At 27.9% G+C, this 16,057-nt stretch carries 15 protein-coding genes and 1 tRNA gene; 7 read left to right on the top strand and 9 right to left on the bottom strand.

The window, feature by feature from the left end; genetic code table 11:
• Position 1 precedes the first annotated feature (1 nt).
• Entirely contained in the window at positions 2-1,162 is a 1,161-nt protein-coding gene (murD, locus tag CP965_RS11320) for a UDP-N-acetylmuramoyl-L-alanine--D-glutamate ligase (RefSeq protein ID WP_129062225.1), read from the bottom strand.
• A 10-nt stretch (positions 1,163-1,172) separates the two neighbouring features.
• Complete coding sequence (gene mraY, locus CP965_RS11315) at positions 1,173-2,234, bottom strand: phospho-N-acetylmuramoyl-pentapeptide-transferase (protein WP_129062224.1); 1,062 nt, start codon at positions 2,232-2,234, stop codon at positions 1,173-1,175.
• A gap of 160 nt (positions 2,235-2,394) precedes the next feature.
• On the opposite strand from mraY, the gene gpmI reads away from it, so the two are divergent.
• From gpmI to CP965_RS11300, 3 genes are read left to right on the top strand one after another with little or no spacing between them, the layout of a single operon-like run.
• Positions 2,395-3,870 (top strand): 2,3-bisphosphoglycerate-independent phosphoglycerate mutase, encoded by a 1,476-nt coding sequence (gene gpmI / locus CP965_RS11310; protein WP_129062223.1) that lies wholly within the window; start codon positions 2,395-2,397, stop codon positions 3,868-3,870.
• 2 nt (positions 3,871-3,872) lie between these two features.
• Positions 3,873-4,571, top strand: a complete 699-nt coding sequence (locus CP965_RS11305) for an ATP-binding cassette domain-containing protein (RefSeq protein WP_129062222.1) — start codon at positions 3,873-3,875, stop codon at positions 4,569-4,571.
• Between the two features lies 1 nt (position 4,572).
• Positions 4,573-6,567, top strand: coding sequence for a penicillin-binding protein 1A (locus CP965_RS11300; RefSeq protein WP_129062221.1), 1,995 nt, complete (start codon positions 4,573-4,575; stop codon positions 6,565-6,567).
• A gap of 62 nt (positions 6,568-6,629) precedes the next feature.
• Here CP965_RS11300 and glnA read toward each other — a convergent pair whose 3' ends face one another.
• From glnA to CP965_RS11280, 4 genes are all read right to left on the bottom strand, one after another.
• The gene (gene glnA, locus CP965_RS11295; protein WP_129062220.1) at positions 6,630-8,057 is read right to left on the bottom strand and encodes a type I glutamate--ammonia ligase; all 1,428 of its coding nucleotides are present in this window, start codon (positions 8,055-8,057) and stop codon (positions 6,630-6,632) included.
• 102 nt (positions 8,058-8,159) lie between these two features.
• Positions 8,160-8,975, bottom strand: coding sequence for a histidinol-phosphatase HisJ (gene hisJ, locus CP965_RS11290; protein WP_129062219.1), 816 nt, complete (start codon positions 8,973-8,975; stop codon positions 8,160-8,162).
• Positions 8,972-9,415: a molybdopterin synthase catalytic subunit gene (locus CP965_RS11285; RefSeq protein WP_129062218.1), complete on the bottom strand. Its 444-nt coding sequence runs from the start codon at positions 9,413-9,415 to the stop codon at positions 8,972-8,974. Before CP965_RS11285 ends, hisJ begins: the two co-directional genes overlap by 4 nt.
• 3 nt (positions 9,416-9,418) lie before the next feature.
• A complete protein-coding gene (locus tag CP965_RS11280) occupies positions 9,419-9,640 on the bottom strand; it encodes a MoaD/ThiS family protein (protein ID WP_129062217.1) in 222 nt (73 codons plus the stop codon).
• 64 nt (positions 9,641-9,704) lie between these two features.
• On the opposite strand from CP965_RS11280, the gene CP965_RS11275 reads away from it, so the two are divergent.
• The gene (locus CP965_RS11275) at positions 9,705-10,361 is read left to right on the top strand and encodes an MqnA/MqnD/SBP family protein (RefSeq protein ID WP_129062216.1); all 657 of its coding nucleotides are present in this window, start codon (positions 9,705-9,707) and stop codon (positions 10,359-10,361) included.
• Entirely contained in the window at positions 10,358-11,125 is a 768-nt protein-coding gene (locus CP965_RS11270; RefSeq protein WP_129062215.1) for an undecaprenyl-diphosphate phosphatase, read from the top strand. Before CP965_RS11275 ends, CP965_RS11270 begins: the two co-directional genes overlap by 4 nt.
• Here CP965_RS11270 and murG read toward each other — a convergent pair.
• Positions 11,111-12,139, bottom strand: a complete 1,029-nt coding sequence (gene murG / locus CP965_RS11265; RefSeq protein ID WP_129062214.1) for an undecaprenyldiphospho-muramoylpentapeptide beta-N-acetylglucosaminyltransferase — start codon at positions 12,137-12,139, stop codon at positions 11,111-11,113. The two genes, CP965_RS11270 and murG, sit on opposite strands and share 15 nt — an antisense overlap.
• Before the next feature lies 1 nt (position 12,140).
• Positions 12,141-13,361, bottom strand: a complete 1,221-nt coding sequence (locus CP965_RS11260; RefSeq protein WP_129062213.1) for an FtsW/RodA/SpoVE family cell cycle protein — start codon at positions 13,359-13,361, stop codon at positions 12,141-12,143.
• A gap of 28 nt (positions 13,362-13,389) precedes the next feature.
• On the opposite strand from CP965_RS11260, the gene CP965_RS11255 reads away from it, so the two are divergent.
• Together CP965_RS11255 and CP965_RS11250 are read left to right on the top strand one after the other, a co-directional pair.
• Positions 13,390-15,264: a peptidoglycan D,D-transpeptidase FtsI family protein gene (locus CP965_RS11255; protein WP_129062212.1), complete on the top strand. Its 1,875-nt coding sequence runs from the start codon at positions 13,390-13,392 to the stop codon at positions 15,262-15,264.
• An 11-nt stretch (positions 15,265-15,275) separates the two neighbouring features.
• Entirely contained in the window at positions 15,276-15,788 is a 513-nt protein-coding gene (locus CP965_RS11250) for a peptidylprolyl isomerase (protein WP_129062211.1), read from the top strand.
• Between the two features lie 47 nt (positions 15,789-15,835).
• Here CP965_RS11250 and CP965_RS11245 read toward each other — a convergent pair.
• Positions 15,836-15,911, bottom strand: a tRNA-Thr gene (locus CP965_RS11245).
• Between the last annotated feature and the right edge of the window lie 146 nt (positions 15,912-16,057).

Genomic DNA, 16,057 nt, shown 5'->3' with positions numbered 1-16,057 from the left:
ATTAATTTAAGCTTAAGCGTGAAACTTTTTCTTTAAATTTTTGCCCTCTTTCTTTATATGAAGAGTATTGATCTAAAGATGCAGCTGCTGGCGACAAGATTGAAACCCCCATTTTATCGTACTTTTTATCTATTTGTTCAATTGCATTATCTAAATATTCACAAGATGAAAAATTTATTGAAAATTTTTCTGCTAAACTATTTAATCTTTGAAAATTTTTTCCTATTGTATATATTTCGATATTTAAATCTTTTATATATTCAAATAAAGGCTCTAAATTTGCTCCTTTATCATCTCCTCCAAGTATCAAATATATTTTTTTTTCTTTATATGGTATTAGTGCATTTAATGTTGCATCTACATTTGTAGCTTTAGAATCATTTACCCAAAGTCTATTTTTTTTATCTTTAAATTCTTCAACTTTGTGTCCATCTACTTTATATGTATTTATTGTTTTATAATCTACCTCATCAAATATAATCTTTTTAGCTGCTAGTGCTAATAAAGCATCTAGTAAAAAAGGTTCTTTAAAATTTATCAGTTTTTTATCTATATTAAATTTTTCACATAGCTCATTACTATCTTTATATGTAATAAGATAACAATCTGTATCTATATTCTTATATTTTTCAGGAATAATTGCTACTTCACCCTCTTCCATCATATATAAGGGTTTTAATTTAGCTTTCTCATATTCTTCAAAAGATCCATGCCAAGAAACATGATCATCTGATATAGGTAGAAGTAAATACAAATTTGGTTTTGCATATTTTGTATAATGAAAAGTAAAAGAAGATGTTTCAAGTATCCATATTTTTGATTCTTTATCTAATTTAGATATTGCTACTCCAATATTCCCACCACATACACTTCCTTTTTCTTTTAATATATGTTGACACATTTGAGTAGTTGTTGTTTTTCCATTAGTTCCACTTATCCATATGGAAAATGGCATTTCATTATATATTAAATCATAATCACTTATTATATTTCTTGAGTTTTTTACCATTTCATTAAAAGGAGGTATTCCTGGACTAACAACTGTTACATCATTTGATGATTTATCATATGTATTAAAATTATTATCATCATATAAAGTTACATTCTCGTATGTTTCTTTTATTGCTTGAGCGGTTAAGCCTTTTCCAAGTACTCTTATCATTTTTTATTCTTTATCTTATTTTCAAGCTTAAAAGTGCTATTAAATTTGCCATAAAAGAAATTATCCAAAACCTTACGATGATTTTATTTTCTTTCCAACCTTTTTCTTCAAAGTGATGATGTATTGGTGCCATCAAAAAAACTCTTTTTTGTCTTAACTTATATGACCCTACTTGTATTATTACTGACACTGTTTCTAAAACAAAAATAAATCCAATAATAATTAAAAGTATCTCAGATTTTCCTACAATTGCCATATATCCCATAAATGCTCCAATAGGTAAAGAACCACTATCTCCCATAAAAACCTGTGCAGGATGGCAATTGTACCAAAGAAAAGCAATTAAAGAACCTATCATTGCAGTCCCTACAATAGCTAATTCTCCAGAGGTTTTAATATTTGGTAGTAAAAGATATGAAGAAAAAATAGCATGTCCTGTTACATATACTATTGCAGATAAAGTAAAAAAAGCCATAATAGAGGGAACCGTAGCTAAACCATCTAATCCATCTGTTAAATTCACTGCATTAGAAGCTGCTACCATTACTAAAACCCAAAAAGCCATTGCAAAAAGTCCCATATCAAACAATGGATATTTATAAAATGGAGAATAAATAGTAGTTGTATGATTATATATAATTAATACTCCAGCCACAAGTAAAGCACAAAGAAATTGAAGAATTAATTTTGCTCTTGATGATAAACCTGCATTATTTGCATTTTTTGCAATCTTGGAAAAATCATCTTTTACTCCTATTATAGAGAATAATCCTATAGTAAGAATTGCTCCTACTACATAAAAATTGTTTAACTTTGCAGTCAATACTGTAGCTATAATTGTTGAAAAAATAAAAACAACTCCTCCCATTGTAGGAGTCCCTGCTTTTTCTTGATGAGAATCTGGTGCATATTCATAAATAGGTTGAGAAGCATTTTTTGACTTTGCCCACCTAACAAATTTTGGTAGCAGAAACATTGTAAGAAAAAAGGCTATAAAAAATGCAAGACCTGCACGAACTGATATATATTGAAATATATTAATATCTAAATGTCTATAAAACCAATAAAACAAATTAAAACCTTAATTTCCAGGAAGTTTAAATCCCTTGAGTTTAGCAAACTTTCTCTACCTTTTGGCAAAGGTATATATTTCAGCAAATATAGGAGTAAGTTTTGATATAATCGCCATATTATACTAAAATTTTACTTAATGAATTTACTAAGGTTATATTATGACAAAAAAAGCAATTTTAATAATTACAGATGGAATAGGACATAGTGAAACAAAAGAGTTTAATGCATTTACAAATGCTAATACTCCTACTTATAATTATTTATTTGAAAATGTTCCTTATTCTTTAATTCATACATATGGAGATTATGTAGGTTTACCTGATGGACAAATGGGAAACTCTGAGGTAGGACATATGACAATAGGAAGTGGTAGAGTTTTATATCAAGATTTAGTAAAAATAAATATGGCTATAGAGGACAACACATTAAAAGAGAATGAAGTTTTAAAAACAACTATTGAAAGCTCAAATAATATCCATTTAATAGGCTTAATTAGTGATGGTGGAGTACATTCTCATATTAATCATATTATTAGTCTTTCTAAAATTGCAAAAGAAAAAAATAAAAAGGTCTTTATTCATATAATTACTGACGGAAGAGATGTTGCTCCAAATTGTGCAAATACATATATTCAACAATTACTAGATATTTGTGATGAAAATATAAATATCGCAACTATTTCAGGAAGATATTATACAATGGATAGGGATAATAGATGGGAAAGAGTAAAAAAAGGGCATGATGCAATTGTATTTGCAGAACCAAAAACATCAAAAAATATTTTAGATTATGTTGAAGATTCTTATAAAGAAGCTATTTACGATGAATTTCTATTACCTACTTCATTTAATGAGTATAAAGGTTTTGAAAAAGATGATGGTGTAATTTTTTGTAATTTTAGGTCAGATAGAATGAGAGAGATATCAAATGCTATTGCAAATAAAGATTTTACTGAATTCAAAAGATTTGAAGACAATTTAAATATTGCAACAATGACACAATATGATAAAAATCTTCCTCTACCAGTTTTATTCCCAAAAGAAACACCTACAAATACTTTAGCAGAAGTTATTTCAAATGCAGGGTTAACTCAATTGCATACAGCTGAAACAGAAAAATATGCCCATGTGACTTTTTTCTTTAATGGTGGAGTTGAAGAACCAGTATTAAATGAAAGCAGAGTTTTAATTCCTTCTCCAAATGTTCCAACTTATGACTTAAAACCTGAGATGAGTGCTCCTGAAGTTAGTAGAGAAGTACAAAAAGCGATGGATAATGAAACTGACTTTATAGTAGTAAACTTTGCAAATGGGGATATGGTTGGTCATACAGGTGTTTACGAAGCAGGAATAAAAGCTGTTGAAGCAGTTGATAAGGAACTTGGTAAAATTATTGAAAAAGCAAAAGAATTAGATTATAATTTAATTTTAACAAGTGACCATGGTAATTGTGAAAAGATGAAAGATGAAAATGGTAAAACTCTTACTAATCATACAGTTGGTGATGTTTATTGCTTTGTAATGGCTAATGAAGTAAAAAATGTAAAAGAAGGTAGTCTAAATAATATAGCACCAACTGTTTTAAAACTAATGAATTTAAATATTCCAGAAGAAATGGATGAGGCACTAGTTTAATTATGTCTAAAGCTGTAGATATTAAAAAACTACTAATAAAAAGTGATGATACAAAATTAGTAGATATTAGTTTTTCTATAAAAGATTCTACAGCACTAATAGGACAAAGTGGAAGTGGAAAATCTCTTACTTTAAAAGCTATATTAAATCTACTTCCATCTTCTTTATCTTGTGAAAAAAAAATATCTTCTAATTTCGATCTTAATTCTAAAACAATAGGTTTTATTCCTCAAAATCCTTTCACTTCACTATCTCCTATGACAAAAATTAAAGATCAATTCTTTTGCAAAGATAAAAGAAAAGAAGAGCTTTTAAAATTAGTAGGTTTAGAAACTTCACTTCTTAATCGATTTCCTAAGGAATTAAGTGGAGGACAATTACAAAGGGTTGTTATAGCTATTGCTTTATCCAATGATACTAAACTATTATTATTAGATGAACCAACAACAGCCTTAGATGAAACATCAAAAGAAACCATATTAAATCTAATAGAAGATATAAGCAAAAAGTTAAACCTACTTATTCTTTTTGTAACCCATGATATTGAATCTATTAGAAATTTATGTAAAGAGCTTATTATTATAAAAGATGGGCATATTCTTGAACAAGGTTTAACAAAAGAGATATTAACTAAACCAAAAGAAGAATATACAAAAAAGTTAATAAACTCAACATTTAAAAATAAAGAATTTAGGAAATAGAATGATAAGATATTTTTTGGCTTTCATAGTTATAGTAACAGTTGCAATATCTGCATGGCTGTTATATTTATATTCTCAAATCAGAACTGATATTGATACAATTGTAAATTATAATCCAAAAAAAACAACTCAGTTTTTTGATAAAAATGGAAAACTTGTTGCAAATATTTTTGATAAAAAGCATAGACTTTATGTAAAATATGAAGACATTCCAGCAAGAGTTGTTGAAGCTTTAGTTGCAATTGAAGATACACAGTTTTTTGAACATATGGGAATAAATCCTGATGCTATTTCAAGAGCAATGATAAAAAATATTAAAGCTTTAGGTTATGTAGAAGGAGCTAGTACATTAACTCAACAACTTATAAAAAGTATTGTATTAACTAGAGAAAAAAAATTAATCAGAAAAATTAAAGAAGCTTTATTGGCAATAAAACTTGAAACAGTTTTAACAAAAGAAGAAATACTAGAAAGATACTTAAATGAAGTCTATTTTGGACATGGGTATTATGGAATTAGAACAGCAGCAAGAGGTTACTTTAAGAAAAACTTATATGAATTAAATTTAAAAGAAATTGCTATTTTAGTTGGATTGCCTAAAGCTCCAAGCTTTTATGATCCTACAAGAAACTTAAAATATTCATTAACAAGAGCAAATCAAGTTATAAAAAGAATGAAAACATTAGGCTGGATAAATCAAACACAATATGAGGAATCAATAAATTATCTTCCTAAAATATATGATGAATCTTTGACTCAAAACAAAGCTCCTTATGTCATTGACTATGCATTAAAATTATTAAAAAAAGATATACCAAATATAAAAACTGCTGGGTATAGAGTAGATTTAACAATTGACCTTGAAGCACAGAAAATAGGTAGAGAGTCATTAAAAGTAGCTTATGATAAAATTTTAGCAAGAGATGCTTGGCTTCAGAAAAATCCTGCAAATAATATAGATATAAATGGAAACCCTGTTGAAGAAGGTTACTTTATAGACACATTAAATGGAGCACTAATTTCTATTGAAAGCTCTACAGGTAAAATTTTATCTTTAGTTGGAGGAATAAATTATAAAGAATCAAACTTTAACAGAGTAATTCAAAGTAAAAGACAACCTGGTTCTGCTGTAAAACCATTTTTGTATCATACAGCTATTGAACTAGGTTATTCTCCAGCTTCTCAAGTTGCAGATATTGGAAGAACATATGAATATAAAGTTGGAGATGAAGAAAAAAAATGGAAACCAAAAAATTATGGGGGAACATTTAAAGGAATTCTAACATTAAGAGAAGCTCTTACAAAATCAAGAAATTTAGCCACTATTAATTTAGTAACAGATGTTGGAATTGATGAAATGTATAAAGGTCTACAAAGATATGGAATGAATGATATGCCAAGAGACTTATCAATAACTTTAGGCTCTTTTTCTATATCTCCAATAAATCTAAGTAAGGCTTACTCTCTTTTTTCGAATAATGGAACTTTGGTAGAACCATATATGATAAACTCTATTACTAATTCTAATAATGAAACTTTAACTTTTGAACCAGAATTTACATATATAAGTTCTCCTGAACAAGTTTTTTTAACAAAATCTATTCTAAATGATGTAATGACAAGAGGAACAGGAAGAAAAGCAAATGTAAAAGGTATTGATTTAGGAGGAAAGACAGGAACAACAAATGATAATATCGATGCTTGGTTTTGTGGTTTTTCTCCATCAATTCAAACTATTGTTTATTTTGGGAAAGATAATAATACTCCAATGAGAAGAAGTGAAACAGGTGGTACTACAGCAGGACCTGCATTCAAACATTTTATCCAAAAATATTTAGAGATACATCCTGAAATACAAAGAAACTTTATAAAACCTGCAGATGTAAAGACTTCTTTTATTAATGGAAGGAAAGAATATTATACAAATAAATCACCTCTTCCAGAATTTGAATCAATTCCTTCAAATACAAATACAGAAAATCAAATACAATTTTAAAAAAGACAAAAAAAAAGGTAAGTTCTTATGAACTTACCTTTTTATATTAAAACTTCTATTTATTAGCAAGAATAAGTTGACTTAAATTCAAATGCAGTTGGTCTAGATTCATCTGGCCAAACTTGTGTTTCAAATTTATAATGCTGATAAGTATCAATCATATCTTGTGTAAATACTGGTTTTAAGAAATCATTATCTCTAATTAATGCTTCTAATGACCCTCTTAAAGTATGAGGCATTTGTGGGATTTTTCTTTCTCTTATTTCATCTAATGGCATTTCAAATAAATCTTCATCCATTGGTCCAATAGGTTCTATTTTATTTGCAATTCCGTCAAGTCCTGCCATTAACATTGCTGCAAAAGCTAAATATGGGCAAGCAGTTGAATCTGGGAACCTCATTTCAATTCTTGTTGCTTTTTCACCAGCTCCATAAGGAACTCTACAAGAAGCTGATCTGTTTTGAGAAGAGTAAGTTAAGATTGAAGGAGCTTCAAATCCAGGAATTAATCTTTTATATGAGTTAGTTGACGGGTTTGTAAATGCTGCAACTGCTCTTGCATGCTTGAAAATACCACCTACATAATGTCTTGCCATATCAGAAAGGTTTCCATATTCACCTTCTTTATAGAATAAGTTTTTACCATCTTTCCAAATAGATTGATGTACATGCATTCCATTACCATTATCCCCAAATAATGGTTTTGGCATAAATGTACAAGACTTACCATTTAAATGTGCAACCATTTTACAAACATACTTATATTTTTGTACATTGTCTGCTGCTTCAATTAAGTCTCCAAATACAATACCAATTTCACCTTGTGCTTGTGCAACTTCATGGTGTCCAAGTATAACTTCAAGACCTACTTGCTCTAGTACTTGCATCATTTCAGCTCTTAGATCAACCATTGAATCTGTTGGTTGTACTGGGAAGTATCCACCTTTTGTTCTAGGTCTATGTCCCATATTACCCATTTCATAATCATCTGCATCTGACCAACAACCTTCTTCTGAATCTACTCTATAGTATGACTCATTGATTTCATCTTTAATTTTTACATCATCAAAAATAAAGAATTCATTTTCAGGACCAAAGGCAGTTGAATCTCCAATTCCAATTTCTTCCAAGTGTTCTAAAGCTTTCTTAGCAATTGATCTTGGACACTTTTCATACATTTGCCCTTTATAAATGTCATAAACATCACAAAAAACAATAATTGTAGAATCAGCAGTAAATGGATCTAAAAATGCAGTTTCTACATCTGGCTTTAAGATCATATCTGATTTGTTAATTGGTTGCCATGCATCTACAGAAGAACCATCAAAAGGCATTCCATTATCTAATTGTTCTGTACTTACTGCACTCATCATATAAGTTAAATGGTGCCACATACCTTTTAAATCTGTGAATCTAAAGTCTACAAACTTTACTTCATTTTCTTCACAATATTTAAAAAATTCTTCTGTATTATTTACAAATTTACCCATTATTTTTACTCCTTGAATTTGTTATGACTTATTGTAGCCAAATAAAAAAAATATAAGATAAAAAAACTGTATAAAAAATATACAATGAAATATTTTTTATATTTAAAAGTCAATAAATATTTTTTGTCTATCTTTGAACTTTACACACTTTTTATATCCAATATCTCTTGCTAACGTAGATACCTCATCATACTTAAATCCTATTTGTTCTAAACTATGAGCATCAGAAGAGAAAGTTATAGGAATATCTAAATCATATGCTACTTCTAGCAACTCTTTAGAAGGATAAGACTCTTTAATTGGTTTTCTTAATCCAGCAGCATTAATTTCCAAAACCATTCCTGCTTTTTTTATCTCTTTTAATGCTTTTAAAGCTATTAACTTAATATCTTTATTTGGTAAGTATTTAAATACTTTAATTAAATCTAAATGCCCTACGATATCAAAAAGTTTTGATTTTGCCATTTCTTCAATTGCTTCAAAATAATCAAGCCAGATATCATCAATATTCTTTTCTTTATATTTACCTATAAACTCTGGATTATCGAAACCCCATAAGTTTTCATTTTGCTCTTGTATAAAATGGACAGAACCAATCAAATAGTCAACTTTAGAATTTAATACTTCATCAAGCATTAAATTTCTATTTTGCATAAAATCAACTTCATAAGCAAGTAAAATTTCAATTTCATTTTTATATTTATCTTTTAAAGTTAAGATATCTTTTTCATAAACAACTTTTTGAGAAATATCCATTCTATATTTTGGGTCAAAGGGCATAGGTGCATGGTCGGCAAAACCAAAAACATCAATTCCTATCTCTATCGCTTTTTTTATATATTCTTCTGTAGTTCCTTCAGCATGATTACAAAGTGCTGTATGATTATGTAAATCTACTCGTTGTTTTAAAGTTTTCAACTTAATATACCTGAACCTTTGATTTTTGTACTTCTATCACTTGCATAAACCCTATTCTTATTTATAATATCATATTTCCAAATAGGAGCTTGAGCTTTAAAATCTTCTACAAATTGATCTATCATCTCTAAAGCAACTCTTCTTTTTGGAGAACATACTGCTGCAATATAAGAACTTTCATGATTTAAAACATCTCCTTTTGAATGAGCCATTAAAACTATTGCATTTTTTTCTTTAGCTTTTTGTTGCCAAGAGTCAAACCAAGAGTTTAAAATTGGTTCATAAATATCAAAAGATAAACCATCAATCGAATTTTCATCTCTTACAACTCCAACAAAAGTTATAATTGCTCCATAATTAGATACCTTAAACTCTTGATACCATGAATTAGTTATTTCTTCAACAGGCAAAGCTCCTTCAAATAATTGTAATTTTTTCACTTCTTAGCCACCACATACAGGTGGTAATAAAGAAACTTTATCCCCATCATTTAAAACAAAATCTTTTGTTGAGACTAATGTATCATTAACAGCTATAGCACAACTTTCAAGCCATTTAGAAGTTTCTTCTTCCTCTTTTAAAATTGTACTTAATTCATTTAAATTTGAAATATCTAAATCTAAAGAATCTTTATTAATTGGTCCTAAGAATTCTACTTTAACCATATTAACCCCTTATTTACTAATATTTAAGTATTATATCAAATTTAATTTAAGATAGGACGAACAAATGATTTTCGCTAAAATAGATTTTATAAACTTATTACCCGTTCATGTTTTTTTGAAGAAAAGAATACAATCTAGTCAAATTAAAGCAATTATTAACTATAAAAAATCTTATCCTTCAAAAATAAATAAAAAACTTAAAACCTCAAAAGTCGATTCAGCATTCATCTCTTCAATAGCTTCAAGAGGAGAAAAAAGATTAGATTATGGAATTATTGCAAGAAAAGATGTTAGGTCAGTAATTTTAATACCAGGAGAAAATAAAGCTGATTATCAAAGTGAAACTTCTAATGCTTTAGCCAAAGTATTAAATTTGAAAGGAGAAGTTTTAATTGGAGATAAAGCACTTAAGTTTTTCCATGAAAACCCAGATATAGAGATTATTGATTTAGCCCTTGAATGGAAAAAAAAGTATAATCTTCCTTTTGTTTTTGCAGCATTAACATATCGAAAAAATGGTAAATATTTAAAAAATATTATGAAAACTTTTAAAAAAAGAGAAGTTAAAATTCCACAATATATTCTAAAAGAGTATTCAAATAGATCAAATATCTCTTGTGAAAATATTTTAGAATATTTAAAAAGAATAGATTATGATATAACTAACAAAGAAAAAAAGGCCCTTAAAAAATTTCTGCAATTATCAAGAGGTTTAAAATGACAATATATGATTCAATAATATTAGGTGTTATTGAAGGAGTAACTGAATTTTTACCAATCTCCTCAACAGGACACTTAATAGTTGCAAGTGAATTCTTAGGAATAGACCAAACTCATGTAAACAAAGCCTATGAAGTAATAATTCAATTTGCAGCAATTCTTGCAGTTATTTTAAATTATCCATCAAAATTTACTTTTTCTCATTTTAATTTATGGACTAAAGTTTTTATAGCTTTTTTGCCAATTGCAATAATTGGATTTATTTTTTCAGAACAAGTAAAAGCAATGTTTTCCATTGAAATAGTAGCATGGATGTTTATTATTGGAGGGATTATTTTTCTAATTGTAGAAAAATTTTATGATGAATCAAAACACATAACCTCAGATGTAGAAGATATTTCATATAAACAATCTTTATATATTGGCTTAGCTCAAATTTTTGCTTTAATCCCAGGAACATCAAGAGCAGGTTCAAGTATTATTGGAGCTATGTTAGTAGGATTAAATAGAAAAGCAAGTGCTGAATTTTCATTTCTTCTTGCTTTTCCAGTAATGTGTGCAACAACAGGATATGATATTCTTAAACATCATGAAGAATTATTAATGTCAGGAAACTTAATAAATCTAGTAATAGGTTTTGTAGTCTCTTTCCTTATTGCATTTCTAGCAATAAAATTATTCCTTAAATTTCTAGAAAACTTTACTTTCATAGCTTTTGGAATTTATAGAATAATTTTTGGTCTTTTACTTTTAGCTTTTCTCTAAAATATCATCAACAATTGACTCTATTGCATTATATCTAATAGAGTCAACTAATTTTTTACTTACAGAATAATTATCTTTTTTAAGTATTTCTATAAATTTTTCACGACTCAGTTCATGTTCTCTTAAAATATAACATAAACCTTTCTCTTCTAAAAATTTGGCATTTGTATATTGATGATCTTGTGCTGCATAAGGATATGGAATAAAAAGTGTAGGTAAAGAATTAGCACAAAGTTCCCATAAAGTTGAGGCACCTGCTCTACTTACTGCAAAATCTGCTTTATTCATTTTTGCGGCTAATTCTTTTGAAAATGCAAATACATCTATTTCTAAATTTTCTTTATCATAAAACTTCTTTACTCTATCGTAATCATCTTTCCCTGTTTGATGAATTATCTCAATATTTATCTTTTTCAAATCTTTAGCTATGCTCATTGCAAAATCATTAATTGCTTTTGCACCTTGAGAACCACCTAAAAAAATTATTGTTTTTAACTCATCTCTAATTCTTGCATTATCAAAAAACTCATCACTTACAGGGTAGTCTTTTATTGCAGAATTTGGTTCATATGAAGAATAAACTTCAGTTGCGAACCTTGATGTAATTTTATTTAATTTTCCCATAAGTGAATTTTGTTCATGAATAAATAAATGGCAATCTCCATTTAAAATAGCAGTAAAAGATGCAGGGGCAGCAGAATACCCCCCAACACTAATAACTCTTTTTATTTTATATTTTGAAAAAATAGATCTACACTTATTTATATGAGATAAAATTTGAGAAATTGACTTTATTTTTCCTACTATTCCTTTGTTAACAACACCTTTCGTATCTAGAAAAAAAGCTTTTTTTAATCTTTTATCTTCTTCAAACCATTTTGAGTCTTGACCATTTGAAGAGCCAATAAAAATAACTGAAAATCCTCTTTTTGAGAACTCCTCAATAAAAGCATCAGCTACCTTTAAATGACCTCCTGTTCCTCCACCTGTGATAACAACAGATTTGTTTCTCATTTTATTTTACCCTTTTTGATAAGTCTACAGACTTACTTATTGATAGTACCATACCAATAGCTATTGACATGGATAACATTGAAGAACCACCATAACTTAAAAGAGGAACTGCAATTCCTTTTATAGGTATCATTCCTGAAATTCCATAAGAGTTTATTAAAAACGCAATAATAATCATTAAAGCAACACCAATTGTAAATAAATGATAAATCTTATTCTCAACTCTTCCACTTATTTTAAATATTCTAAGTACAATTAAAAATATAATTAAAGTTATGAAAGCTAAACCAATAAATCCTAATTCTTCAGTGATTCCAGCAAGAACAAAATCAGTATGAACTTCACTTAAAAAACCAAGTTTAATATCACCAAGTCCCAATCCTTGTCCAAATATTCCACCATTATTCATAGCATTTAATGAGTGAGAAACCTGATAGGGTTCTGGCAAATCTTCAATTCTTAAATAATTATCTGCCCATGAAGGTAGAACCATTAAAATACCATCTTGAACCATTGCCCACCAAGAATAAATTCTATGAATTCTATGAGGAGCTGCGATTATTAATCCTATTAAAGCAATAAATCCAAATAAACCCAGACTTAAGAAAACCTTATAACTTCTGTTTGCAAAAATCAATAGAATAAATAATATACCACCTAAAAGTACTACTTGACCTAAATCTTTTTGTAAAAAAGCAATAATAAAAACAACAATAATAAAACTTAAAAAATATGGTAATAATAAAATAAACTCTTCTTTTAAAGAAATTTTCTTAGGAATTTCAATTAATCTTCTATGAAAAGACCAAGAAAGAAAATATATAAAACCTATTTTAAAAAACTCAACAGGAGATAAAGAAAAACCAGGTAGCCTAATCCATCTATTTGCACCCCCTGATGCAGTAACAATTGATGAAGGAAGAAAAGGCATAATTGCCATCAAAATAAAAAAACTAATAAATAAAAATAGTCCTATTTTATTAATTATTTTATCAGGATCAATTAAAGAAAATCCCCACATTAAAAATATTGATAATAGTCCTACAAAAAGTTGTCTTAAAAAAAAGTGATATTGATTATATTCATAATATTGAATAGTATAAATACTTAAAGAGTATGAAAAAAGGATACTTATGATAATTAATGTACACACAAGTAAAAATAAAATGTAATCTGCTTCATAAACTCTATTAGATTTAATTTGATTTTTGTTAAAATTCATTCGCTATTATATTATATTATGGATAAATATGTCTTCAAAACTTAATGAAAATGATAATAAAATCAAAAAAATTGTAATTCTTTTTTTCTTCATACTTTTTCTGCTTTTAATCTTACTTATTTCTGTTTATTACAAAATAAATGATGAAAGACGACTTCCTAGTTTAAAAACATCTAAAAATGAATTATCAGTAAGAGGGAATATTATAAGTGCTGATAATTTTAAGATTACTGCTTCTAAGAAAATATACAAAGCTTCAATTGACACAAGATATCTTGATAAAAATAAAAAAGAATTATTTCTAAAACTATTTTCTATTTATAGTAATATTTCTTTTAAAAAATTGCAAAACAAACTCAATGAAGTAAAAAATAATCCCGGGTACCTAGTTCTCTCGTATAATATTGATTCTAAAACTGCAAAGAATTTAAAAGAATTGAGCTTCAAACTTAGAAAACTTGGAGTATTTAAAGCAAGAAATGTAGATGGAGGAAGAATATTAAGAGGCCTAAGTATTGTAGAAAGTGGAGAAAAAAGAGTATATTCATATGAAGATACTTTAACTCCTGTAGTAGGATATATTAGGAAATATGAATCAGAAGAAGGGAAAACAAAAGTAAAAGGGATAAAAGGTCTTGAGAAAAAATTTGATGATTTATTAAATAATACAAAAGATGGTGTATTAAGTGGAAATAGAGATGTACTATCCTATATATCATTTGATAAAAATTCTACAATAAAAAAAAGAGTAGATGGGGCAAACCTCGTATTAAATATTCCATTAAAACTTCAAAAAAATAATGAAATGATTTTAGATATATATAAAGAAAAATTAGAAGCCCAAGAAATTATCATTTCAATTATGGATAGTAAAACAGGAAAAGTTTTGTCATTAGCATCATCAAATAGATTTAATCCTGAAAGAATTTATCAAAAAGATATTCCTTCTTTAAATGTAAATGCAATAGAATACCAATTTGAACCAGGGTCTGTAGTTAAACCTGTTGCTGTTGCTTTAGTTATGGACAAAGGAAGAATTAAAAAAAATGAATTATTTTTTGCACATAATACAAAAGGTAAACCAAACAAAAAAGGTGAATATCCAAAAGGCAGATATAAAGTTGATAGATTCTATATTAAAGATGATCACAGATTCAAGAAACATTATTTAACAGTAGATGATATTGTTATGTACTCATCAAATATAGGTACCTTACAGCTAGCACAAAGACTTTCGGGGCCAGAATTTTTTGAAGGAATGAAGAGATTTGGATTTACCAGAAAAACTGGTATTGATCTTCCCTATGAAAAAAAAGGTGTAATGCCAAAAGTGTGGCAATTTGCAGCAAATGACAAAGAAAAAGAAGATAATGTATTTAAAGCAACAGTTTCTTATGGTCAAGGTATGACCTCCACTTTTATGCAAATAATGAAAGTTTATTCTATCTTTAATAATGGAGGTAAAACAGTTACACCTAAAATTGTCTCGTATATTGAGGTAGACGATGAAAAATTCAAAAAAGACAATTTAGAAAGTAAAAGAATAATAAAGGAATCAACCGCAAAGGAAATAAAAAGAATGCTAGTAAAAACTGTTGAACAAGGAACGGGGAGATCAGCTAAAATTGAAGGTCTTGAAATTGGAGGTAAAACAGGAACTGCACAAATTGCTAGAGGTGGTAAATATCTAAGAAAATATATATCTTCATTTTTTGGGTTTGTTAATGATGGGCAAAATTCATATACGATTGGTGTAACAGTGATTGATCCTGTATCAAGGGGTAAGAATTGGTACTATTATTATGCTTCATGGTCTGCCGTACCAGTATTTAAAGAAATTGTCGATAACTTAATAAAATTAAACTATCTTACACCAAAAAAAGATATAATTTCAAAAAAATAAAAAGGATTAATATGTTTGGATTTGGGAAAAATGAACTAAAAGAATATGACTATTCAAATGATGAATTATCAAAATTTAAATATGCAATAATAGATACAGATAAAGGGATTATAAATATAAAACTTTTTTATAAAGAAACACCTAATACTGTAGCAAATTTTGCAACCTTAGCAAATGATAATTTTTATGATGGATTGAATTTTCATAGAGTTATACCTGGTTTTATGGCACAAGGTGGATGTCCTGATGGAACAGGTGCTGGAGGTCCAGAATGGGCAATAGCTTGTGAGACTGATGCAGAAAAACAAATACATAATAAAGGAAGTTTATCAATGGCTCATGCTGGTCCTAATACTGGAGGTAGCCAATTTTTTATATGTTTTGAATCTCAACCTCACTTAGATAAACAACATACAGTATTTGGTGAAATTGAAAAAGATGATAAAGAAAGTTTTGAAGTTTTAGACTCAATAAGACAAGGGGATAAAATAAACTCTATTAAAATAGCTGAATCTAAAAAATAGAAAATAAGAGTGTTAGTATTATCTAACACTTTTATTAATCTCATTACTGGTGCCTACAACTGGATTTGAACCAGTAACCTCTTCCTTACCATGGAAATGCTCTACCGTTGGAGCTATGCAGGCATAAAAGCAATAATAAGTATAAAAATATAGCAAAAAGCTTAATAAAGACCCATAAAAGAAGAAAGAAAAGAGAGAAAAAAGGTAAAAAAAAAGCTTACCATAAACAACTTGGGTAAGTTGGTAAAGGTAAGCTTTAGTAAAAATAC

The organism is Halarcobacter mediterraneus (assembly GCF_004116625.1).
GTDB lineage: Bacteria > Campylobacterota > Campylobacteria > Campylobacterales > Arcobacteraceae > Halarcobacter > Halarcobacter mediterraneus.
Note: the sequence above shows the minus strand (reverse complement) of the source record. Positions and strands in the feature narration are given on the sequence as shown.

Bases quoted from the DNA above. Each gene is read 5' to 3' on its own strand.
- CP965_RS11255 (WP_129062212.1), top strand. From the start codon at position 13,390: ATGTCTTCAAAACTTAATGAAAATGATAATAAAATCAAAAAAATTGTA.
- murD (WP_129062225.1), bottom strand. From the start codon at position 1,162: ATGATAAGAGTACTTGGAAAAGGCTTAACCGCTCAAGCAATAAAAGAA.
- CP965_RS11250 (WP_129062211.1), top strand. From the start codon at position 15,276: ATGTTTGGATTTGGGAAAAATGAACTAAAAGAATATGACTATTCAAAT.
- CP965_RS11305 (WP_129062222.1), top strand. From the start codon at position 3,873: ATGTCTAAAGCTGTAGATATTAAAAAACTACTAATAAAAAGTGATGAT.
- CP965_RS11260 (WP_129062213.1), bottom strand. From the start codon at position 13,361: ATGAATTTTAACAAAAATCAAATTAAATCTAATAGAGTTTATGAAGCA.
- CP965_RS11280 (WP_129062217.1), bottom strand. From the start codon at position 9,640: ATGGTTAAAGTAGAATTCTTAGGACCAATTAATAAAGATTCTTTAGAT.
- glnA (WP_129062220.1), bottom strand. From the start codon at position 8,057: ATGGGTAAATTTGTAAATAATACAGAAGAATTTTTTAAATATTGTGAA.
- gpmI (WP_129062223.1), top strand. From the start codon at position 2,395: ATGACAAAAAAAGCAATTTTAATAATTACAGATGGAATAGGACATAGT.
- CP965_RS11275 (WP_129062216.1), top strand. From the start codon at position 9,705: ATGATTTTCGCTAAAATAGATTTTATAAACTTATTACCCGTTCATGTT.
- CP965_RS11270 (WP_129062215.1), top strand. From the start codon at position 10,358: ATGACAATATATGATTCAATAATATTAGGTGTTATTGAAGGAGTAACT.
- murG (WP_129062214.1), bottom strand. From the start codon at position 12,139: ATGAGAAACAAATCTGTTGTTATCACAGGTGGAGGAACAGGAGGTCAT.
- CP965_RS11300 (WP_129062221.1), top strand. From the start codon at position 4,573: ATGATAAGATATTTTTTGGCTTTCATAGTTATAGTAACAGTTGCAATA.